Genomic DNA, 22,535 nt, shown 5'->3' with positions numbered 1-22,535 from the left:
GAGGTCTTCTGGTCGCGACTCGTTCTCCCGGCTACGGCAAGGCTCAATCCTTACGCCGCCTTTCTTGCTGGTACTAGCGAAGGTTGCGCTCCACCAGCCGCAAGACCCACAAGCCACTCCCCGGCGGCAGCTCCAAGCTGGGCGGGAACCGCATTGCCCAATTGGCGCATACTTTCCGTCCAAGAGCGGGGAAATTCGTATTCGTCAGGGAGCCCCACAAGGCGAGCAGCCTCCCGGGTAGTGAAATAGCGGACGGTCCCGTCGTCTCGAACCATCATGTTTTCCCCCCCGGGAACGCCGTGGTCTCCTGCCTTCAGTGCTTTTGCAGGCAGATCGAGGGGGCTACCCGTATGTCCAGGATAAACCCGCGCACCAGTCTGCAGAACATGGTTGCGTTTTCCATTGGGTTCGCCGAGGCCAAGCAATGTATCCCGAACGGTCATCCAAGGCTGTGTTGATGGAGCAATCGCGAGCTTCTTCAGAGCCGCGACGCGGCGTCGATCCTGCTCAAGGACAGCCTCCTTACGTGGCTTCAAACCATGACGCTTCCAGTATTCGCCTGTTACGAATTGATCCCACAGCAACCGATCTCGAGAATGCGTCGGAACCATCAACGTCGGCGCAACACCGACGCTCATATGAACTCCGAAGATAAGGACGCGATGGCGAATTTGCGCCGCGCCATAATCAGCGGCGTTCACCAGTTGCCAAACAACGCGATATTCGCGCTTCGATCGCGAGGCGTTCAACCTCGTTAGATGCGACCCATGGCTTTCGCCGTCGCGCCGAAGCACCCTTGGGCGCTCTAGGCTCGCGATTATCCAGTTGAGGTACGGTTGGAAACGCGGACCAGCGAGGTTGCGAACGTTCTCGAACAGGAACATCCGCGGTGAGGCCTCACGAATGGCGCGGATAGCCTCTGGCCACATATCGCGATGATCGTCCTGGCCAAGCTTTTTTCCGCCTATCCCAAATGGCTGACACGGCGGCCCACCGGAGATCAGGTCAAGAGTGGCAATTTTCTCCCAATCGATCTCACGAACGTCCTGTAAACCCATAGGCCAGTCACGCACGTGCTCGACGCCATTCAGCTTGTTATGAAGAACCGTTTCAACCGCGTCACGATCGAACTCAGCCATATATGCGTGTTTGAAGCCTGCCCGGGACATCCCCAGAGCAAGCCCGCCACAACCGGCGAAGAGTTCAGCGCTTAACATCTCCGCCTCCTTCTAGTTCGAGCGGTAGCATCGGGCCACCAGCCGCTTCATCCAAATATCGTTCAATCGCACGCCGGATCAGCCACGCTACCTTGACCCCTTGCGCCTTCGCGAGCCTATCAAGCTCGGCCTTCTGACGCCTGGCCAATGTAGTGGTGACGCGCTCGGCATCCCGCCCATCCTTGCCCAAGCTTCCAACCTCCGCGGCGATCCGCGGCATTCCGCGGCAACCAATCGATCTTGGCCGAGAGTCCTTAAAAATTCAACTGGCATTGTGCGGAGTTAAACAGCCTTGACTCTCCAGCCATCAAAGAACAAAACATGAACACAATGCTATACCCGTCTCCGGAGGTCAAGGAAAAGAGTGCGGCCCGAGCCCGCCATAGAGTCTTTGCGCGCGCAGATCGAAAAGATCGAAGGCAGAAGCCGGCGCGCCAATACGGTTCTCCCGTTTGGGATTGCCGACGTCGACTCACGACTCCCCGGTGGCGGGTTGGCGCTTGGCGCCCTGCATGAGATCGCAGGGGGCGGGAACGGCGCGGTCGATGGGGCGGCGGCGGCATTGTTCAGCGCGGGTGTCGCGGCACGGACCAAGGGCAAGATCCTGTGGTGCATCACGCGTCCAGATCTCTTCGCGCCGGCGATCGCTCAAGCTGGTCTCGCGTCCGATCGCGTAATCTATCTCGAAGCCGGCGATGACAAGACCGTGTTGGCCTGCATGGAGGAAGGGCTGCGCCATGGTGGCCTAGGGGCGGTTCTCGGTGAGGTGGCGCGGCTTTCCATGACAGCCTCGCGCCGCCTGCAGTTGGCGGCCGAGGGAAGCGGATCGATCGGGATCGCGCTGCGGCGTTGGCGACGACAGACCGAAGCCACTGATTTCGGCCAACCCACCGCCGCGATGACACGCTGGCGCGTGTCTATGGTGCCATCGACACCTCTGCCTGTTCCGGGCGTAGGGCGTGCCCGCTGGCTAGTCGAACTGATCCGCGCACGCGCGGGCGAGAGTGCAGATTTCGAGTTGGAGGCGTGCGATGACACGGGTCGTCTCGCTCTTCCTGCCGAGTTGGTCCACCGACCGGCTCCGGCGGAAGGCTGGCGACGCGGCGCCTCCGGCTGAGGCGCCGCTCGTCCTGATTGGCCGGGAAGGAAACAGGCGGGTGGTGTTGGCGGCGAATGCCGCTGCCGTGGCCGCCAGCCTTTGCCCCGGCATGCCTGTGACCAAGGCTCAGGTCCTCGTGCCAGACCTCATCGTGCAAGATGCCGAGCCGGCAGCCGATGTGGAGGCACTTGATCGGCTCGCCACCTGGCTCCTGCGCTACGCGCCTGTCGTGGCCCCTGATCCTCCAGACGGGATCATCATCGACTCGACCGGAGCCGATCACCTTCACGGCGGCGAAGCCGCCATGCTGGAGGGCCTGATCGGAAGGCTGGCAATGTCTGGCATCGCCGCTCGCGGCGCGATCGCCGACAGCTGGGGCGCAGCCCACGCCTTGGCCCGGTTTGCAGCCCGTCCAACGATAATCGCTCCTGAACGTCATGATGCATCGCTGTTAGAACCGCTTCCGCTGGCCTCGCTGCGCATCGACGCTTCGATCGTCGCGGCGCTGCGAACGCTTGGCTTCGAAACCATCGGCGATATCCTCTCGCAGCCGCGCGCGCCGCTCACCCTGCGCTTCGGTCCAGCAATCGGCCGCCGTATCGATCAAGCGCTCGGCGATCTGTCAGAGCCGATTGATCCGGTTCGACCCGCCGACCTGATCGAAGTGCGCAGATCGTTCGCGGAACCGATCGGCGCGGCGGAGACCATCGCCCGCTACATCGCCAAGCTCGTCGATCAGCTCTGCGACCGCCTCGAGACAGCTGGTCTCGGCGCACGACGGCTCGACCTCATCTGCCACCGTGTCGACAGTCGCTCACAGGCGGTCCGGGTTGGAATGGCGACGCCGGTCCGGGATACAAAGCGCCTGACGCGCCTCTTATGCGACAAGATCGAGACGATCGAGCCCGGCTTTGGGATCGAGGTGATGACGCTTGCAGCCAGCGTCGCCGAGCCGATCGAGCGCCGGCAGACCGTCAGTTCGCTGATAGAGGAGAGTACACCGGACGTCTCGGACCTGATCGATACGCTCATGAACCGGGTAGGTGAGCACGCGCTCTATCGGCTGGCGCCGGTTGCGAGCGACGTCCCGGAACGCTCCGTTGGCCGCATTCCGGCGATGGCCGCCGATACAGGCGCAGCATGGCCCGGCCATTGGCCCCGGCCCTCGCGTCTGCTGGCCCATCCGGAGCAGGTCGAGACTGTAGCGCTGTTGCCCGACCATCCACCCGTTTCATTTACCTGGCGCGGCGTCCGTCGTCGGCTGCGCCGCGGAGATGGGCCGGAGCGCGTATTCGGCGAGTGGTGGAAACGCGACGCGGAGTTGGTCGCCGTCCGAGACTATTTTCGGGTCGAGGACGACGCCGGCGAACGCTACTGGCTTTATCGTGCCGGTGACGGCGAAGACACAGCGACGGGATCGCACCGCTGGTTCATCCACGGGGTCTTCGGATGACGTCGCCTCGCTACGTCGAACTGCAGGTCACCTCACACTTCAGCTTCTTGCGCGGCGCGTCCTCCTGCGAGGAACTGTTCGCGCAAGCGGCCTTGGCTGGGATCGAGGCCGTCGCCATCGTCGATCGGAATTCGCTCGCCGGCGTCGTCCGTGCTCATGAAGCGGCCAAGACGACCGGCGTTCGCCTGATTGTCGGTTGCCGGCTCGACCTCGCCGATGGGACATCCGTGCTGGTCTATCCAGCGGATCGACCCGCTTATTCGCGCCTCTGCCGGCTTCTTTCCCTCGGTAAGAAACGAGGCGGCAAGGCCAGGTGCATTCTCGAATGGCCTGATCTCGTTGCCTACGGCGATGGCCTGATCGTCGCGCTCGTTCCCGACCTTGCGGATGACGAGTGCGCGTTCCGGCTCCGGCGATTGCGGGACGCTTTCGGCGACAGAGCCTATCTCGCGCTCACCTTGCGCCGCCGGCCAAACGATCAACTCCGACTGCATGAGCTTTCGAACATGGCCACACAGATGCGCGTGCCCACCGTGGTGACGAACGACGTCCTCTTCCACGAGCCGGCCCGGCGGATCCTGCAGGATGTCGTCACATGCATCCGCCACAACGTCACGATCGATACGCTTGGCGATCGGCGAGAGCGACACGCCGACCGCTACATCAAGCCGCCGGACGAAATGCATCGTCTGTTCAGCCGCTATCCCGAGGCCCTTGCCCGGACGCTGCAGATCGCGCACCGCTGCCGCTTCAGCCTCGACGAGCTTGCCTACCAGTATCCGGAAGAGCGCGACGATCCCGCACTCACGCCCCAGCAGACGTTGGCGAAGCTCACCTGGGAAGGGGCGGCTGAACGCTATCCCGAAGGCGTACCCGAGAGCGTGACCGCCGCCCTCCAGCATGAGTTGCGGTTGATCGAGAAGCTGGACTACGCGCCTTATTTCCTGACCGTGAATTCCATCGTTCGCTTCGCACGGTCGAAGGACATTCTGTGTCAGGGTCGCGGATCGGCCGCCAACTCCGCCGTCTGTTACGTTCTTGGCATCACCTCGATCGATCCAGGCCGCAATGACCTGCTGTTCGAGCGATTCATCTCCGAGGAACGGCGCGAGCCGCCCGACATCGACGTCGATTTCGAGCATGAGCGGCGCGAGATCGTCATGCAGTGGGTGTTCGAGACCTACGGCCGAGAGCATGCCGCGCTGTGCTCGACCGTCATCCGGTATCGCACCAAGGGCGCGCTGAGGGACGTCGGCAAGGCGCTCGGCCTGCCCGAAGACCTGATCGGCACGCTGTCGTCGCAGGTGTGGGCGTGGTCAGAGGAAGGCGTCGAGAAGCGTCACGTCGAGGAGTTGAACCTCAACCTCGCCGACCGGCGCCTTCGGATGACGCTCGACCTTGCCCGACAGCTGATGGGCGCTCCCCGCCACCTCAGCCAGCACCCTGGCGGCTTCGTGCTCACCCATGACCGCCTCGACGATCTCGTGCCGATCGAGCCCGCGTCGATGGTCGATCGCCAGGTCATCGAATGGGACAAGGATGATATCGACGCTCTCAAGTTCATGAAGGTCGACGTCCTGGCGCTCGGCATGTTGACTTGCATGAAGAAAGGGCTCGATCTGCTCGCCGAGCACAAGGGCGTAAACCTCGATCTGGCTACCATCCCGGCCGAGGATCCTCGCACCTATGCGATGATCCGGAAGGCCGATACGCTCGGCACCTTCCAGATCGAAAGCCGTGCGCAGATGTCCATGCTGCCGCGCCTTAAACCGCGTACCTATTATGACCTTGTCGTTCAGGTCGCCATCGTCCGGCCTGGGCCGATTCAAGGCGACATGGTTCACCCCTATCTTCGGCGCCGGGAGGGGCTGGAGCCCGTCCATTATCCGAAGCCAGAGCTCGAGAAGGTTCTGGGCAAGACGCTCGGCGTTCCCCTGTTCCAGGAGCAGGCGATGCGCGTCGCGATCGAATGCGCCGGGTTCACGCCCGGGGAAGCCGACATGCTGCGCAAGTCGATGGCGACCTTCAAGTTCACCGGGGGTGTATCGCATTTCCGGGACAAGCTGATCGCCGGCATGGTGGCCAATGGCTACGACGCTGCCTTCGCCGAGCAGACCTTCAAGCAGCTCGAAGGCTTCGGCTCTTACGGCTTTCCGGAAAGCCACGCAGCCTCTTTTGCGCTTATCGCCTACGCGTCGGCCTGGCTGAAGTGCTGGCACCCCGACGTTTTCTGCGCAGCGCTCCTGAACAGCCAGCCCATGGGGTTCTACGCGCCGGCCCAGACCGTGCGTGATGCGCGAGATCATGGCATCGAGGTGCGACCGGTGTGCGCCAATGCGTCCCGTTGGGACTGCACGCTCGAGCCGATCGATGATGACGGCCGATTTGCTGTTCGGCTCGGCCTGCGCATGGTCAAGGGTCTGGCGAACGCCCATGGCGCAGCGATCGTCGCTGCCCGGGCGGGACATCCCTTCATGTCGGTGGACGATCTCTGGCGCCGAGCTGGCGTGCCTGTGGGCGCGTTGACGCAGATCGCTGAGGCGGACGGTTTCCGGCCGCCCTTTGGTCTTGCTCGTCGGGAAGCGCTCTGGGCGATCAAAGCACTTCGGGATGAGCCATTGCCGCTCTTTGCTGCGGCCTCGGCCCGCGAAGCGGAAATCGTGCCCGAGGTTGCCGAACCGGCCATCGTCCTCCGACCCATGACGGCCGGTGGCGATGTCGTCGAAGACTACCGCCACGTCAGCCTGTCTCTACGGGATCACCCCGTATCCTTCCTCCGGCAAGACCTGCGGCGGCGCCGAATGGTCACCTGCCTCGAAGCTATGGAGGCGCGTGACGGCCGGTGGCTCGAAGCGGCCGGCATCGTGCTGGTCCGACAGCGGCCAGGGTCTGCCAAGGGCGTCATGTTCATAACGCTGGAAGACGAAAGCGGCATCGCGAACCTCGTGGTTTGGCCTAAGGTCTTCGAGCAGAACCGTCGCACGATCCTGTCCGCAGGTATGATCGCGGTTCGCGGTCGCGTCCAGCGCGAGGGTGAAGTGGTCCATCTCGTCGCCCAGCGGCTCACGGACCTCTCCGCCGATCTGGCGAGCGTCGGCGATCGACAGACCGCCTTCCCGTTACCGCATGGTCGCGGCGACGAGTTTCACCATGGCTCGCCGACGCCCGATCCACGTGACTTGCCGCCCCGGACCGTTCGGCCGCGCGACATTTTCATCCCAGACCTCCACTTGGACACGATCAAGGTAAAGACGAGAGACTTTCGGTAACGACCGCTGCAGAGGCACGCGAGATAGCCGAGAGGTCGATCGCGAGTTCCCGCGCTCCGGTCTCGTCAGCTCCGACGCGGCGAAGCATCGCGACGAAGGCCTTGGGATCTGGCTGTCCCAACGCGAGCCGGTAGTAGAGCAGGTCCTCGAGCATGCGGTCCCGTCGGGCCGCTCGGTGGCTGAACCGCCAGTCAAAGCTGACGCTGGTCGGGCGGCCTTCGACTGGAAGCCACCACCGCTCGAGCCCCGTGCGGTCGCTATCGACCCTCTTGGCGAGAGAGATCAACTCGCCGAACGGGCTCGAGCCACGGGCGGCAGCGAGCGATTGCGCGCCATGCTCACGCGCCAGCGAGCGCCGGACCGCGAGACTCCCGTAGCGAGCGATGCGGCCCTCGCGCTGCTCGAAGTCGACCGGATCGCCCGGGAGGTCCCAATGAACGATCCGGCTGCACCAGAGATGGAAGTCCAATCCCTCTTGGCCGATCGAGGTGGTGCAGAGCATGTGCGGCCAGAAAGGCGAGTTGAACGCGCGGCGAAGGGTGTTGCTGCGAAGGCGCTTTATTCCCTTCTTTCCGCCGCGGCTCTGTTCGCCTCCGGCGAAGGGAGTCACGGCCTGCACTGGGACGCGGTGGTTGGTTCTGCCGCGGCGAAATTGCACGAGGCCGGGACGGTCGAGCAGGCTCGCCGAAAGCTGTTCGACGATCTCCTGTCCTTCGGCATCGCCCAGACTGGATAAGAGGCACATCTGCTCGTCCAGTACCGCCTCGAAGCCGCCCCTGAGCATCGCGTCCGCGAGCGCGTCGGGATAACGCTTCTTCTTGGACGATGACTGGATGAGGTCGGCGAAGGCCCTGTGGCCGAGATAAGGCCGCAGGTTCTCCCATAAGAACGCGAATGTCCGCTGTCGATCGCGGGGCCGATCCTGCGGAACATCGTGGCGCACAAGGCATCGCGCAAGGATCGAGCCCGGCGATGACAGGAGGTGGTCGCTGAGCGCCGCCACTTCCGCCGGTGAGACCCTGTTGATCTTGGGCAGGCTGGACCAGTTCTTGGCCTTCGCGCCCCGGCTCACCCTGTCGGCCAGCGATGAAACCCTCTGGTATGTTGTCCCGTTAATCTCGCGCTCGATCCCGGCCGCGACGATCCAGGTCGGACGCTTCTCTGTCCCGTCGAGGCGAATCCGCCGCGCTTGGAGATATACCTCGAGCTGTCGACGGGCGTCCGCCCGGACGCTCGCAAGCGTCGTGCCCCTCGACTTCCTTGGTTCGATCGCGAGTGGCAGGCTGGGCCACGGCATGAAGAGCCCGACCAGAGCGCCAGTTTCGCTGCCCCCGGGCCGCAAGAGCGCGACTGGCGCCTTCTCCTTCGGCTTTCGCAGTCCACCGGACAGGTTGATCGAGAGCAGGGCCGAGATGGCCGTCGGGGCGCCGCGCCACCTGCTGAAAAGCAGCGTCTTGCCTGGAAGCGGCCGCCTTCCTGACCACGGCCCCTCCAGTCGCCACCAGGCAACAGTTGGCGGCTGCCACGGTAATGAGAGATGAGCTTTATCTCCGACCAAATGGGCGAGATGGCGCAACTGGGGGTGCGCAAGATTGCCCTTGCCGCTTCCGGCCTCGATCGGAGCGGGCTTGGCGGCCTGAAGGGACTTCCAAATCTTGTAGCCGTGCATCGTCTGCGCGGGGTATGGGATCGAGGTCCACATCGCTGGCGCCCAGCCGGCAAACTCCGCGCCGGCAGTCTCAGCGAAGTGCTTGAACACAACGAGGTCCTGAGTCTCAACGGAGACCTGCGGGTTATCGCGGTCGAACAGGTCCTCCTTGTGCACCAAGGCGCGCTCCGTCCGCGCCATCAAAGGCCGGAGGAGCGCCTCAAGTCTCTCCTTGGCGCGCAGGACCGACGCGCGGATTGCGTCCCCCGTCCCGATCGTCTTCAAGGCACGGCGGTAGTCACGCATTGCCTCCTCGACGGCGGCCCGGCATCCTTCGTCGTCAGCGAGGAAGCCGGCAAGATCGATGAGCGATCGGTAGTGGTCGACCTCATGGATATCGTCGCCGCCAAGGCGTCGCAGCCTGTATGGTGTTGCGGAGAGCAGAAGCACCGCCGGTCTCTCGTCGCCGCCGAGAAGCGCCTCCACGAGGAGCCGGTGGATACGCGCTCGTTCCTGTTTTAGCCGAACGTTCGAAGTCTCGGCCTTCGGAACGATCAAATCCGCATATCGGTGGAACTCGTCGAGAACGACAAGGTCGGGCTTCACCTTCTTGAGGCGCAGCGCTGCCAGCGCGAGGACCGATCTGAAGCGGCCGACGAACTCGACGACATCCACGTCATCGCGCTCGAGCCATTTCAACGCGGCTTTCTCGATGCTCCCCGACTGGCAGTCGAAGATGTCCCGCATTGCCCGCTCGATCTCAATTGCGGTGAAGCCCTTAAGGTCGCCGCGGTCGGCGAGCAATCGCCGTCCTCCCGCGGCTCGCTCGCGGTCGAGCCGTTTCACAGCAGACAATAATGCAGGGAACCGTTCCAGCGCCGAGCGTATCAGTTCGCGCTCCGTCTTCCGGCCGGTCCTCGGGCCCGGCTTCCATCCGGGCAAGCTCGTTTCCGGGGTGAAGGTGAACACCCGGAATCCATTCCCCTCCTCGGGCAGCCAGCCGGGGACCAGCGCGAGACGATCTCCACCGGGATCGTATTCATCGGGGTCGATCCCAGTCAGCGAGACAAACTTCGGGCGGTTTTGACCGGCAATCTCGAGGCTCGGACAGAGGTACATCACGTTCAGTCGTCTGCGTCCCGCCCGCAGCCGCTGGGCGATCGTCCGGGCAATGACGGTCTTGCCCAGCCCGACCTCGTCGGCGACGAGGAAGCGACGCGGGCCGTTTGCCTTAAGAACCTCGCTTGCCACTTCGACGGTGCGGGACTGAAACGGTGCGAGCTCCATCAGACGTCCCGGTGGATGGCGTCGTGGACGGCCTGCAGGAAAGGCCGCACCTCGGACAGGTCCGCGAGAGCAGCGCGCCTCTCCTCCTCGTCGGGCAGTTCCTCGAAGGTCTCGCGAAATGAGTCGAGCATCGCCATCATGCCGGCGGTACGTCGCTCGAAGCCTCGAGGATCGCGGGCCCAGGCGGACAGCATCGTCTCAAGCGTGAACATCTCGGGCACGTTAGAGGGCTCGCGCTCATGGGTATTATGCAGCCGGTCGGACCACCTTTCCCCTGCCGTGCCGTCGAGACCGTCGAGTTGCGAGCGCAGCCAATCCCGGAACCTGCTGGCCCCAACGTATCGGGTCAGGAGCGCGAGGTCGCGCCGGTCGTGGTCGAGACCGGTAACTGGCAGCGAGAGCACCCAGCATCGTTGGATCGTCCTGTCCGTTAGGCTGGTCGCACGGAACGAGACGAGCGACGTCCGTTCGCTCGGCACGACATTCCCGCGCAGAAGTCGGACCTTTCGCATACCTGTCTCGATCCAGACCCAGGCGTCGGGTTCGAGGAACGGTGCTGCCTCGAACCGCGCGGTCGCGAGTGCGGCGTCCGCTCCCTCGCCGACTGTAAGCATCAGTCCGCCGTCCTCGTATTCAAGGGCGAGCTCGCATTCGAGGAGGAGAGCGATCCGCTCATCCAGCTGCCGCTGGCTTTCCTCAAGCCTCGCGAGATCCTCGTCTACTCGGGAATAGTCGAACTCAAAGCCAGATTGCACGAAGCTATGAAGCGAGCTGGCTAGCGCCGTGTCCATGACGTCGAGGATGGCGACAGCCTCGGCGTTTGGACCAAGCAATCCGCGCTTCGTCAGGTTGGCGCTGCCGAGCATGATGGCCGACCGCTTCCCCTTGCTGACGGCGATCATCTTGGCGTGAACACCCGCCGGTAGCGGCTCGATAAACTCAGCGGTCCTGTCGTCGGTCTGCTGGTCTACTGAGACAGTCGTTTCCGGCTCCGGCGCCGCACCTGTCCGAAAGACGATCCCGGATATCGGCGCACAGCTGCCAGCCGACACGTCATTCGTCAGCAGGGTAACGGAGGGGGCGCCCGCGCGTAGCACCTCTCGCAGTCCGGTCACATCGATGAAGGGGCTGACCGCGCTGGCCGTCTCCGCCCCACCCAGCAACGGCGCGGAGATGAAGGACGTGTCTCCACCCGGCCTGCGCCACAGCAATCGCCGAATGGCCGTACCGGCAGGAGCGAGCCAGCGCGCAGTGCGCAGCTCGTTGAGTTCAGTCGCAGTGAATTGGCCTTCGACCAGAAGGCCACGCGCCAGTTCGGCGATGTCCGGAACCAAACGCGCCGCCTTATCGTGCGAGGACGTAACGAGAAGGCCGGCGTCTAGGTCTCGCGAGCCAGTCAAGTTCCGGCTGCCGATCCAGAATCGCCACTGGACGGGATCGCCATCGTATCGAACGAGGGCGACTTTTGGATGCCAGCTCTGGCGGCGCTCGTTGGCCGGGATCGCCTCAATCATCGTGTCGAGCAGAGGCAGGATCGACCTGTGCGCTCGGGGTGCGATTATGCGACCGACCTGATGCAGCACGCGGAGCTTGCCGCGCACGCAGTCGAAGGCCTTCACGAGACCGAGCGGGGAGCTCTCGAACTCGGCCTCAGCATCTCCGCCAAGCGCAAGGACGAGTCCGAGTAGTGCGATAAGGTCGAGCGAGTAGGTGGCGACGACCGCTCGCGAGACGAATTGCCCAGCGTAGGGCCGCAGTGCGCCAAAAACCGAGATGCGGCTGCCCGGGTCGAAACTCATACGCCCACTCCGACGCGGATGATCATCTCCCGCACCACGGGCCACCGATAGTCGAGCGGTGCTGCGACGTCCTTGCGCCAGTCCACGCGCCGCTTAGCGTTCAGCAGGTACGCCCGCTCCCGCTTCAGCTCGCGCTCGCGGGTCTCGAGGGCACGGGAGATGCCGTCCAACTTCCTACCGGAGCGAACCCATTCGAGCACCTCCTGCACGAAGCGCGTGAGGTTGCCATCCATGCGGGTGGCCGCGCGCAGGGCGTCGAGGTTGGTCTCCAGTGCGGCCTCGCCATGCTGCGCAATGAGCTCAGGCAGCGCGTCGGAATGGAGCCGTTCGTCAATTTCCAGGTCCACGTTGCGCTTCGCCTCGACGAGTGCGGCATAGGCTGCACGCGCAATACAGGCGATCGACGCCGCCCTCCGTGCCAGCGCGAGCAGATCCCGCTCCTCGGTAGAGGCCACGTCCTGAACCTTCCGCGACCAAAGCGATACAGTGCACACGCCGGCTTCTGCGAGGCGGCTGAGCAGTGGACGCGTCCCACCTGGACCGGCCTGCCGCCATTTCCGACGGATGTACTCCGCCTCCACGCCACGGAGTTCGAAATCGAGAGCGCCGGACTTGTGCCGCCAACCCTCAGGCGCGCGCGGGATGTCTTCGAATAGATCGGTGACCGATGCCCTCAGCGCGTCGCTGTCGTCTCGCGTGATAAGCCTTGGCCAAGCGGCCTGCAGCTGCGATTCGGTCGGGGCGTAGTCCATGCCCGCGATAGGAGTTGCGATCTGCCAGGAGCGGAGGGCGGTCCAGTAGATCGTGCTCGCGCGAACAACCGGGCGCTCCCGTGCCTGATACTTCATCCATCCCGAGATGCCTGAGTTCTGTAGCTGCGGAACACCCTCCATCAATCGAAGAGAGTAACGGCGCTCTACCTCGAAGAGCCGGTCGCGGTCGAAACGACCGCCGTCGCTATTGGCCAATAGCTCCTGATACGCCCAGGCGACAAAGAATACATAGCGCAGTTGCTGATGCTGGACCGAAGTGCCTGGGAAGAAGCGGTCGGCGAACGCGAAGTGGATTGGTGCAAAGCCGAGCTCGTCGCGCGTCCCGTCCGACGAGAGCTTCGACAGAAATCGGTGAGCCGCATCTCGATCGGCCTCTGAGAGCATGAACCATCCGATAGCGGGCGTACCGGTCATCGAACCTCTCTTGCGCGGCCCGGATCAGGCTCTTCTCGATTGGGCATCCTCGTATGAATGTCGAGTGTCGCAAGTTCGAACGGAACGTTGGTGTCACAAGATGACACCGCAATACTGTCCAAACCCATCCGCCCGTAGGGTAAACGACACGCCCCCTCCGGGCACCAGCAGAAAACCGATTTCAAAGGATCAACCCCCGAGCCAGAATAGCCCGCGCGGTCTATCGCGGGTCAAGCTCAAGACTAATCATTTTGCCGACGTCGCACATACTTGATTGTGCTTGCTTAGATTAAAAGTGGCTACGTTGCGAGCTATGCCTCAATGGCAACCTCTGGGCGCCCTAGCGGCTAGTTGGAACGACCGGTGAGGACGTTGCCACCAAGGGCCGCTCATCTCGTTGAAAGGCGGCGCCTTGAGACAAGCTCAGCCAGACCGGACGATTGCCGAGCGGCATAGAGCGGCATGGTTCCAACGCCGGACGCTGCATGCCGGTAGAGCAACGTGCCCGTCGCATCGCGATCGGCGGGGTATGCGAATGCGTAGCCCTGACCAAGCCCACAGCCCATCGCCCAAAGCTGACTCGCCTGAACCTCGGTCTCGATGCCTACCGCGACCACGGCGACGCCGAGACGGCGGGCGATCTCGATTAGCCCTTCCACGATGATGGTGCTCGGATCGTCAGGCCACAGCCGGGCGACGAATGCCCGGTCGATCTTGATGATATCGACCGGCACGTTCACCAGATGCGTCAGCGAGGCGTAGCCCGTGCCGAAGTCGTCGAGGGCTACGCGCACCCCGGCCGCACGCAACACTTCGATCTCCCGCGCTACGACGCGATCATTCCGCCCGAGATAGACGTCCTCGCTTATCTCCAACACGATCTTGTTCAGCCCGATGCCGGCTTTGGAGAAGGTCTCGGAGACCTTCTTGGCGAGGCTGCCTGTGTAGAAATCCGCTGTCGACACGTTCAGGCTGACCTGTTCGACGAGCAATCCCGCGTTTTGCCAATGACCTATGTCGTCAGCGACGATCGCCATCATGCGGGCCGTCAACTCGGAGGCGACATGAGCGTCAGTCGTTGCTTCGTGGAAAGAGCCGGCAGGAAGAAGATCGCCGCTTCGCGATCGCAGTCGGCACAGGGCTTCGAGCCCCACGATGAGGCCGGTGTCCAGCCTCAGGATCGGCTGGTAGTGCGCCTCGATACGATCCTCGGCCGAGGCTTCCGAGACATCCCGGATCGCGGCGCGCCGGCTCGTAATCCGTGAGCCGATGCCAGGCCAGTAGCGAACGAAGCCGCCACGGCCCGTCTCCTTCGCATGGTAGAGCGCGAAGTCGGCCGCTTCTCCGACGCTCGTCGCTGTGCGTTCGGTCTTGCTCAACGTCGCGCCGCCGATGGTCGCGCGAGGTACAACGGTGTGTCCGTCGCAGTCCGCCGCCACCTCGAGCTCGTCGAAGACGCGTTCGGCCGCAGCATTCAGGTCGGCGACATTTGCCGGCTGCTGGAGGATGACCGCGAATTCGTCGCCTCCTATCCGATAGGTGACGTCCGGCGCCATCGCGCGAGCGATACGCGCCGACGCGGCACGGATCAGAGCGTCGCCCGCCAGATGGCCGAACGTGTCGTTGACGATCTTGAGGTTGTCGAGGTCGATGATGAACAGTGCCCACGACCCGACATCGTCGCAGCGAAGCTGAGTCATCGCGCCGTTATAGGCTGCCCTGTTGGCCAAGCCCGTCAGTGCATCGACATTCGCTCGACGGTCCCGATCGAGCGTACTCTCGTGTCTGCGGAAGGCCGTCTCGCAGAGTTCCACGCAAGCTTCAGCCACCTCTCGCTCGACATCTGCGACCTGACGCGCACCGTGAAAATAGAGGTTCATCACCGCTAGCGTGTCGCCTGCCGCCCCAAGCACAGGCAGTGACCAACACGCCGATACACCAAGCCCGTGAACGATCGCCGCACTATGGGAGGCGCGAGGGTCGGACGCGAGATCCTCCAGGAGCACTGGCTGGCGTAAAGACGCGGCTCTCCCGGGTACATCGGTGTCGGCGCCGATCGCAACCCCGTCATGCGCCTGGCTGTAGGCCTCCGGGAAGCTCGGTGCCGCTAACGGCCGCATCATGCCCGTTCGATCGATGGCGAACACCGAACAGAGCACACCGGGCCATGTCTTTTCGACCCGCAAGCAAAGTTGCCGCATCGTGTCGAAGAGCGGCTCACCGTTCGCGATCATCCGTAGAATTTCGTTTTGAAAGCGCAGCAACGACGGGTCACCCAGGAACACACTTCGCCAAGGCTGACGGTAATCGGAGTTCGCTTAACGGCTGACCTCTGAACACGATAAACATTTCATTATCCTTCAAGGGGGGAAGGCTTTCCCCTACGGCCGAGCCCAAGGTCTCTGCCGACCCCTTCTGGGGGGAGACCCCGCAACGCCCCCCCGAGAGTGAGAGTGCGGACCGGATTGCCGTGACGGGTTGAGAGCTGGGAGAGAGGCTTCCGGCGCCCGTCGCGGAGATCCGCGATGTCCAGACGAACTGCTTTGCCACGTCCAGGCCAGAACCGGGCGAGCCTTTACGACGAGATCACCGATAAGATCGTCGCCGAGTTGGAGGCCGGTCGCGTGCCTTGGGTCCAGCCGTGGGGAACGACGGCCGCAAAGGCCCCGCTTGCCATGCCGAGAAACGCCGCCACCGGCCGGCACTATTCGGGGATCAATATCCTGATCCTTTGGGGCGCCGTGGTCGAACACGGCTTTCCGGGCCAGAGCTGGCTCACCTTCCGTCAAGCACTGTCGCTTGGCGGCAATGTCCGCAAGGGCGCGCGCGGCACGACCGTCGTCTATGCGGACCGCTTCACGCCGGAGGACGAAAAGCGCCGCGCCCGCGAGAGCGGTGACGACGCGCAGGCGATCCCGTTCCTTAAGCGCTTCACCGTGTTCAACGCAGCCCAGTGCGAAGGACTGCCGGAAGACGTCGCGATCGATGCGCCCCCGCCGCCGCAAGGGATGATCGAACCACAGGTCGAAGCGCTGATCCGCGCCTCAGGCATAGACTTTCGCATCGCAGGTGATCGGGCGTTCTACGTGCCTGCGCTCGACTATGTGCAGGTCCCTCCGCCACAAGCCTACTTCGAGCCGATCAACTGGCACCGCACGGCCCTGCATGAACTCGGACACGCGACGGGTCACTCGAGCCGAGTAGGCCGCGACCTGACCGGCGGCTTCGGCACCAAGAAATACGCATTCGAGGAACTGGTCGCCGAGATGAACGCGGCCTTCTGCTGCGCTTCGCTCGGCATCGTGCCCACCGTCCGCCACGCCGACTATATCGGCTCGTGGCTGCAGGTCCTGCGCGAGGACAACCGCGCCATCGTTCGGGCCGCAAGTCAGGCGAGCAAGGCGGCCGACTGGCTGCTGGCCCATGCGCCTGAGGGCGCTGCCCACGTCGTCACCGCAGATGAGCTTGAAAGGAGGGTGGCATGAGCAAGGTCTCGTACCCGCTTCGGGTCTTCTTCGATTGCTCGACCGCTCACCTGTCGGAGGCGTCGAGCACCTATCTGAATGTTCACGCCGCTCAGGGCGACGAGCTTGTCGCGGCGACGCCATACGGCTGGTTTATCTGGGTCGGAGAAGGCGACCGCGATAGTCTCCCTGCCGATCTTGTGAGGATCACCGAATACGCGCGGCGCCTCGGCGCGGAATACATCCTGTTCGACCGAGATGCGCCTGAGGATGAGGGGCTTGCCAAATTCCTTGATCGCGCCGCTGTCCTTCCGGCGTCTCACCGGGCGCACCCAGAAATAGAGTGAGAGGGAGGACGGGGTTTCCGTGACGGGTTGGAGGTCGAGAGAGAGGCTCTCGGCCGCCCGTCGCGGAGTATATCCCGATGGCTGTTGCCGCTCAAAAGATCGTCCTGTCGCCCTCGCGCGACATCCCCTTCAACAAGCTGGTCCTGAGCCAGTCGAACGTCCGACGCATCAAGGCCGGTGTCTCGATCGAAGACCTAGCGGCCTCGATCGCCCGGCGCGGCCTGATCCAGAGTATCAGCGTCTTCCCCGTCGTCGATGCCGAAGGCAACGAGACCGGCATGTTCGAGGTGCCGGCCGGCGGACGCCGGTTCCGGGCGCTGGAACTGCTGGTGAAGCAGAAGCGCCTCGCCAAGGTGTCGCCTGTGCCGTGCGTAGTGCGCGAGCGCGACAGCGCGATCCTCGCGGAAGAAGTCTCGCTCGCCGAGAACATCGAGCGCGCGCCGCTCCATCCCCTCGACCAGTATCGCGCCTTCCAGGACATGCGCGACAAGGGCATGACCGAGGGGGAGATCGCCGCAGCCTTCTTCGTGCAGGCCCAGGTCGTCAAGCAGCGGCTGCGGCTCGCTTCGGCGTCGCCCGCGCTGCTCGAGATTTATGCCGAAGACGGCATGACGCTGGAGCAACTCATGGCCTTCACAGTGTCGAGCGATCACGCCCGTCAGGAGCAGGTCTGGGACGCGATCAAGGACGCCTGGTCGAAGGAGCCTTATCAGATCCGGCGCATGCTGACCGAGACAACCGTCCGCGCCTCGGACAAGCGCGCGGTTTTCGTGGGCATCGAGACCTATGAGGCGGCGGGCGGCGTCGTCATGCGCGATCTCTTCCAGTCCGATGATGGCGGCTGGCTGCAGGACGCGAGGCTGCTCGACCGCCTGGTCGCCGAAAAGCTCAGGGCTACTGCCGAGACGATCGCCGGCGAAGGCTGGAAGTGGATCGAGGTCGCTGTCAGCTTTCCCTACGACACGACGCGCGGCCTGCGGGAATTGCAGGGCGAGCCGCTCGACCTTTCGGCCGAGGAGCAGGCGACCATCGAGGCGCTCAATGCCGAGTATCAGAAGCTCGAAGCCGAGTATGAAGGCGCCGACGAACTGCCGGACGAGGTAGACCAGCGCCTCGGCGAGATCGAGACGGCACTAGCCGCCTTCGAGACCCGGCCGGTGCGCTACGAGGCGGACGATATCCCTCGCGCGGGCGTCTTCATCAGCATCGCCCATGACGGCAGCGTCGCCATCGACCGTGGCTACGTGCGGGCGGAGGATGACGCGCCGATCGATCCCGAGGTCGAGACCGGCGTGGACGCCGACGGCGATCCGGCCGAGCCGTCGGTGCAGAGGGCGGTCATTACCATCGGCGGCCAGCCTGCCGAGCCCGAGGACGACGAGGATGACGGCGTCATCAAGCCGCTGCCGGAGCGTCTGGTGATCGAGCTGACGGCCTATCGCACGCTCGCGCTGCGCAACGCCGTCGCGGAGAACCCGCACGTCGCCATGACGGCGCTCCTCCACAAGCTCGTCTCGGACACCTTCATGACCCGCATGTATACGGGCGCCATGGAAGCCGGGGTGAAGCACGTCTTCTTCCCGGCCCAGGACGATGCGCTGAAGGACAGCCCGTCCGCCCGTGCGGTGCAGGACCGCCACGCCGCCTGGGCGGGTGATATCCCGAAGGACGATGCTGCCCTATGGGACTGGCTCGCCGACCTGGATGAGCCCAGCCGCATGGCTCTTCTCGCGCATTGCGTCAGCTACGGCGTGAATGCGCTCTATGAGCGGCCGAACCCGCACAGTGGCAGCGGTGTATCCCAGCATACCCTCGACATGAGGCTTTCGCAGGCCGACCGCCTGACGATGGCGACAGGCCTCGATCTGGTCGAGGTCGGCTGGCGGCCGACCTTCGGCAACTACCTGAACCGGGTGACAAAGCCCCGCATCCTGCAGGCGGTCCGCGAGGGCGCCGGCGAGCAGGCCGCGCAACTCATCGACCATCTGAAGAAGGGCGACATGGCGAAGGAGGCCGAGCGCCTGCTGGCGGACACCGGCTGGCTGCCGGAACCGCTTCGCGTGGTCACCGAGGTCGAGGCGTCGACGGCGGAAACCCAGACCAGCGGCGAGGATGACAGCGCAGCGCTGCCTGACTTCCTCGCGGGCGATGACGAGGAGGCCGCCGGCGAAGACGATGAACGCCACCTCGTCGCGGCCGAATGATCGTGCAGGCGGGGCGGCTTCGGCCGCTCCGCCGATTCCCCCAATCGAGGAGCTACGTCATGTCGCAATCCAGCCCGCCGCCCCGGCGCGTCGTCTTCCAATATCTCGTTCCCGTGCAGGTCGAGGTCGAGGACGGGCTCGTCGCCTGCGTCACGGTCATCGACGAGACGCCAGTCCGCGATCCCGCCATCGTCGAGGGCGATCCCGCCTATCTCAGCGAGGCGGTGCAGGCCGCCGACGACGGTCAAGACTGGCCGTCCTGGCGGTTCGGCTACTAGCCGGACAATCTTTCGATCCTTTCCGAGCCCGGCCTAGCGCCGGGCTCTTTTCGTTTCTGGAGCCTGCCATGACCGATTTTCTGACCCGCTTTTCCTGCCTGCTCGACGTTGGCACTGCCGCCAACGCGGCGCGCGCTTTCGAGATCTACGCAACGCTGATGGCCGAGAACGCCCGAGAGGATCCGCCGGCCGAGCCGTTCCTGCTCTCCCTTTCGCCCGAATACGGATCGGCTCGCCTGTGGCTGCGCGATCCTGGCAGCGCCGACCAGCAACTCGCGATCACCTTCGTGACGCGCTGCGCCGAGGCCTTCGGCCTGACTGGACGTTGGGGATTCCAGTGGGCGAATGTTGCCTCGGCTCCCGTCATCGACGGCTTCGCCGGCGGCGCCCACCTGCTCGATCTCTCGACCGGCCGTACGCTTGAATGGATCAGCACCGGGCGCTGGCTCGCCGACCGGCTTTCCGAGGGAGGCGCGCGATGAGCATTCCCGACCATGCCCGCGCCAATTTCGAGACGCTGCTGCACGCCGCGACCAGCGGCGACCTGGCGTTGATGGAATGCACCGAGATTGCGACGGGCGAGGTTCGCTACGTCATCTGCGCCGTTGGACGTGACGCCAGCGACTATGTTCTTACACCATTCGGCCATCTCGCCGATGGCAACCCATTTGAGCTCTACCGCCCGCCCGATGCCCCGACCTGAGGCGGGCGCTCGAATAGATCCGCGACGATAGTGCGATCCTTAGCCGGGAGCGGCGCATCGCCCGCCGGCATGACGCAACTGTCGAAGGCGAGCTTGCCGCAAGCCGGAGCGATGGCCGCTGCCCGCGTCAGAGTGAGAGGTCGGCCGGGACGGGGTTGAGCCCGTCCGGTCGAGAGAAAGCGCCGGCCCGGCTCGCCCGTCTCCCGCTCTTTCGAGGTATCCTCCATGCTCCACGCTCCCGTCTCTGGTGCCGCTCCGGCGGTCTTGCTTCCGCTCGCACCGAACGCGCCGCCGGCGGCCGCCATTCTCGCCGCCGCCGGCCATCTCCTTCCTCATCTCGAACAGGGCCGCGCGATCGATGCCGCGATACTGCGCTCGGCCATGGAACAGGCCTTCGGCGCGTCCGACGCTAGCGGCGCCTGGGACTGGAAAACGGCCTATGACGCCTGCGAAGCGGCAACCGTCCTCTTCATGCGCAAATACGGAAAGCCGCTTTTCCGCAAAGCCGCGTCTCCGGCCGCACGGCTCTCCGCGCTCGGCAAGATCGCCGGGCTGCTGCCGACGCACACGCGCCGGTCTGAGGAGGCCCAGGCGCGTCAGCAGTTCTCGACGCCGACGCCGCTCGGTCTCGCGGCCTTGACCGCCGCAGCGCTCACGCCCGCCGACCGGGTGCTGGAGCCCTCAGCCGGCACGGGCCTGCTCGCGATCCTTGCCGAGATTGCCGGGTCCGATCTCATCCTCAATGAACTGGCCGAGACCCGCGCCGATCTTCTTGCCTCTCTCTTTCCGGCCAATGCGATCACGCGTTTCGACGCCGCGCAGATCGACGATCATCTCGACCGCACCGCCATTCCCAGCGTCATCATCATGAACCCGCCGTTCTCGGTTATGGCGAATGTCTCCGGACGCGTCGCCGACGCCGCCTATCGCCATATCGCTTCCGCTCTGGCGCGGCTTGCGCCAGGCGGCCGGTTGGTCGCGATCACCGGCGCGAATTTCTCGCCCGAGCTGCCGGCCTGGCGCGACCACTTCGCCCGGCTGCAGGAGCGCGGCCGCGTCGTGTTCACTGCGGCGATCGCGGGCTCTGTCTATGCCAAGCAAGGCACGACCATCGAAACCCGCCTGACCGTCATCGACAAGGCGCCGGCCGAGGATGATGCACGCTTCCCGGCATCTCTCGGCATCGCGCCCGACGTGGCGACGCTTCTCGCTTGGATCGAACGCGACTTGCCCCCGCGCATTCCGGTCGCGCTGCCAAAGATCTCCCCGGATACGGCGCCGCGCACCGTTCGCGGCTATCTCGCCAAGGCCGCAGCATCCACGGACGGCCGGCCCACGGCTGAGATCGAAGGCCTGCCGCTTGACTATCAGACCGTGGAGCGGATGCCTCTTGAAGATGGCCGACTGTCGGACTCGATCTATGAGGCCTATGCGCTCCAGTCGGTCCGCATCCCGGAGGCGCAGCCCCATCCCACCAAATTGGTACAGTCGGCCGCCATGGCGTCGGTCGCGCCGCCGAAGCCGAGCTATCGCCCGACGCTTCCAGCCGCGATCGTCACCGGGGGCGTTCTGTCCGACGCCCAGCTCGAGACAGTGATCTATGCCGGCGAAGCTCACAGCGAACACCTCGCAGGCGCCTGGATTGTGGACGAGACCGGCGATCTCGTCACCGCCGCGCCGGACGACGCTCCAAGCGCCGTCCGCTTCCGCCGGGGCTTCATGCTCGGCGACGGCACCGGCGCCGGCAAGGGCCGTCAGTCCGCCGGCATCATCCTCGACAACTGGCTGCAGGGTCGCCGCAAGGCAGTATGGATCTCGAAGTCCGACAAGCTGCTCGAAGACGCTCAACGCGACTGGTCGGCGCTCGGTATGGAGCGCTTGTTGGTCACGCCGCTATCCCGTTTCCCTCAGGGCACGCGGATCCGTCTCAGCGAAGGCGTCCTTTTCACCACCTATTCCACGCTACGGTCCGACGACCGTGGCGAGAAGCTTTCGCGCGTCAAACAGATCGTCGAATGGTTGGGCTCCGACTTCGATGGAGTCATCATTTTCGACGAGTCGCACGCAATGCAGAACGCCGGCGGCGGCAAGGGAGAACGGGGCGATGTCGCGCCCTCACAGCAGGGCCGTGCCGGGCTGCGGCTGCAGCACGCGCTGCCGGACGCGCGTGTCGTCTACGTTTCTGCCACCGGCGCGACCACAGTCCACAATCTCGCTTACGCCCAGCGGCTCGGGCTGTGGGGCGGTGACGATTTTCCCTTCGCCAACCGCGCCGAGTTCGTGGAGGCCGTCGACAATGGCGGTGTCGCGGCCATGGAGGTGCTTGCCCGCGACCTGCGCGCGCTCGGCCTCTACACGGCCCGGTCGCTCTCCTATGACGGCGTTGAATACGAACTGGTCGAGCACCAGCTTACGCCCGAGCAAGCCCGCATCTACGATGCGTATGCCGGCGCCTTCGCCATCATCCATAACCATCTCGACGCCGCGATGCAGGCCGCCAACATCACCGGCGATAGCGGCACCCTGAACCGTCAGGCGAAGTCGGCCGCGCGTTCTGCATTCGAAAGCGCCAAGCAGCGG

At 64.5% G+C, this 22,535-nt stretch carries 16 protein-coding genes; 10 read left to right on the top strand and 6 right to left on the bottom strand.

The window, feature by feature from the left end:
* Positions 1–50 precede the first annotated feature (50 nt).
* Both BHQ40_RS12400 and BHQ40_RS12395 read right to left on the bottom strand, forming a co-directional pair.
* A complete protein-coding gene (locus BHQ40_RS12400; protein WP_024588032.1) occupies positions 51–1,217 on the bottom strand; it encodes a DNA cytosine methyltransferase in 1,167 nt (388 codons plus the stop codon).
* Positions 1,204–1,437, bottom strand: coding sequence for a ribbon-helix-helix domain-containing protein (locus tag BHQ40_RS12395; protein WP_029660579.1), 234 nt, complete (start codon positions 1,435–1,437; stop codon positions 1,204–1,206). Before BHQ40_RS12395 ends, BHQ40_RS12400 begins: the two co-directional genes overlap by 14 nt.
* A gap of 144 nt (positions 1,438–1,581) precedes the next feature.
* Here BHQ40_RS12395 and BHQ40_RS12390 point away from each other — a divergent pair, with 144 nt between their 5' ends.
* The 3 genes from BHQ40_RS12390 to BHQ40_RS12380 are packed head-to-tail and all read left to right on the top strand — an operon-like array spanning position 1,582 to position 7,038.
* Positions 1,582–2,334, top strand: coding sequence for an ImuA family protein (locus BHQ40_RS12390; protein ID WP_024588030.1), 753 nt, complete (start codon positions 1,582–1,584; stop codon positions 2,332–2,334).
* Positions 2,249–3,769: a Y-family DNA polymerase gene (locus tag BHQ40_RS12385; protein ID WP_024588029.1), complete on the top strand. Its 1,521-nt coding sequence runs from the start codon at positions 2,249–2,251 to the stop codon at positions 3,767–3,769. Before BHQ40_RS12390 ends, BHQ40_RS12385 begins: the two co-directional genes overlap by 86 nt.
* On the top strand, positions 3,766–7,038 hold the full coding sequence (locus BHQ40_RS12380) for an error-prone DNA polymerase (RefSeq protein ID WP_024588028.1): 3,273 nt from the start codon (positions 3,766–3,768) through the stop codon (positions 7,036–7,038). The genes BHQ40_RS12385 and BHQ40_RS12380 overlap by 4 nt, the downstream gene beginning before the upstream one ends.
* Here BHQ40_RS12380 and BHQ40_RS12375 read toward each other — a convergent pair.
* The 4 genes from BHQ40_RS12375 to BHQ40_RS12360 all read right to left on the bottom strand — a co-directional run bounded on the left by BHQ40_RS12375 (position 7,010) and on the right by BHQ40_RS12360 (position 15,244).
* On the bottom strand, positions 7,010–9,973 hold the full coding sequence (locus BHQ40_RS12375) for a DEAD/DEAH box helicase (RefSeq protein WP_070156200.1): 2,964 nt from the start codon (positions 9,971–9,973) through the stop codon (positions 7,010–7,012). The genes BHQ40_RS12380 and BHQ40_RS12375 overlap by 29 nt on opposite strands.
* Positions 9,973–11,772, bottom strand: coding sequence for a phospholipase D-like domain-containing protein (locus tag BHQ40_RS12370; protein WP_024588026.1), 1,800 nt, complete (start codon positions 11,770–11,772; stop codon positions 9,973–9,975). Before BHQ40_RS12370 ends, BHQ40_RS12375 begins: the two co-directional genes overlap by 1 nt.
* Positions 11,769–12,959: a DUF6361 family protein gene (locus BHQ40_RS12365; protein ID WP_024588025.1), complete on the bottom strand. Its 1,191-nt coding sequence runs from the start codon at positions 12,957–12,959 to the stop codon at positions 11,769–11,771. The genes BHQ40_RS12370 and BHQ40_RS12365 overlap by 4 nt, the downstream gene beginning before the upstream one ends.
* Positions 12,960–13,348: 389 nt before the next feature.
* Complete coding sequence (locus tag BHQ40_RS12360) at positions 13,349–15,244, bottom strand: putative bifunctional diguanylate cyclase/phosphodiesterase (protein ID WP_253183347.1); 1,896 nt, start codon at positions 15,242–15,244, stop codon at positions 13,349–13,351.
* A 240-nt stretch (positions 15,245–15,484) separates the two neighbouring features.
* Between BHQ40_RS12360 and BHQ40_RS12355 the strand changes: the two genes are divergently transcribed.
* The 7 genes from BHQ40_RS12355 to BHQ40_RS12320 all read left to right on the top strand — a co-directional run.
* Positions 15,485–16,444 carry an ArdC family protein gene (locus tag BHQ40_RS12355; RefSeq protein ID WP_024350854.1) on the top strand — a complete coding sequence of 320 codons (960 nt, stop codon included), beginning with the start codon at positions 15,485–15,487 and terminating at the stop codon, positions 16,442–16,444.
* A complete protein-coding gene (locus BHQ40_RS12350) occupies positions 16,441–16,770 on the top strand; it encodes a DUF5983 family protein (protein ID WP_024350853.1) in 330 nt (109 codons plus the stop codon). The genes BHQ40_RS12355 and BHQ40_RS12350 overlap by 4 nt, the downstream gene beginning before the upstream one ends.
* 77 nt (positions 16,771–16,847) lie before the next feature.
* Entirely contained in the window at positions 16,848–18,974 is a 2,127-nt protein-coding gene (locus BHQ40_RS12345) for a ParB/RepB/Spo0J family partition protein (RefSeq protein WP_024350852.1), read from the top strand.
* A gap of 59 nt (positions 18,975–19,033) precedes the next feature.
* Positions 19,034–19,252 (top strand): hypothetical protein, encoded by a 219-nt coding sequence (locus BHQ40_RS12340; RefSeq protein ID WP_024350851.1) that lies wholly within the window; start codon positions 19,034–19,036, stop codon positions 19,250–19,252.
* A 68-nt stretch (positions 19,253–19,320) separates the two neighbouring features.
* A complete protein-coding gene (locus BHQ40_RS12335) occupies positions 19,321–19,734 on the top strand; it encodes a hypothetical protein (protein WP_024350850.1) in 414 nt (137 codons plus the stop codon).
* Complete coding sequence (locus tag BHQ40_RS12330) at positions 19,731–19,955, top strand: DUF6117 family protein (protein WP_024350849.1); 225 nt, start codon at positions 19,731–19,733, stop codon at positions 19,953–19,955. Before BHQ40_RS12335 ends, BHQ40_RS12330 begins: the two co-directional genes overlap by 4 nt.
* A 225-nt stretch (positions 19,956–20,180) precedes the next feature.
* Positions 20,181–22,535 (top strand): strawberry notch-like NTP hydrolase domain-containing protein (locus tag BHQ40_RS12320; protein WP_171905844.1); only part of this gene is annotated, 2,355 nt, incomplete at its 3' end.

Origin of the sequence: Sphingobium phenoxybenzoativorans, assembly GCF_001757355.1 — a bacterium.
GTDB lineage: Bacteria > Pseudomonadota > Alphaproteobacteria > Sphingomonadales > Sphingomonadaceae > Sphingobium > Sphingobium phenoxybenzoativorans.
This window is presented reverse-complemented; position numbering and strand designations above follow the sequence as displayed.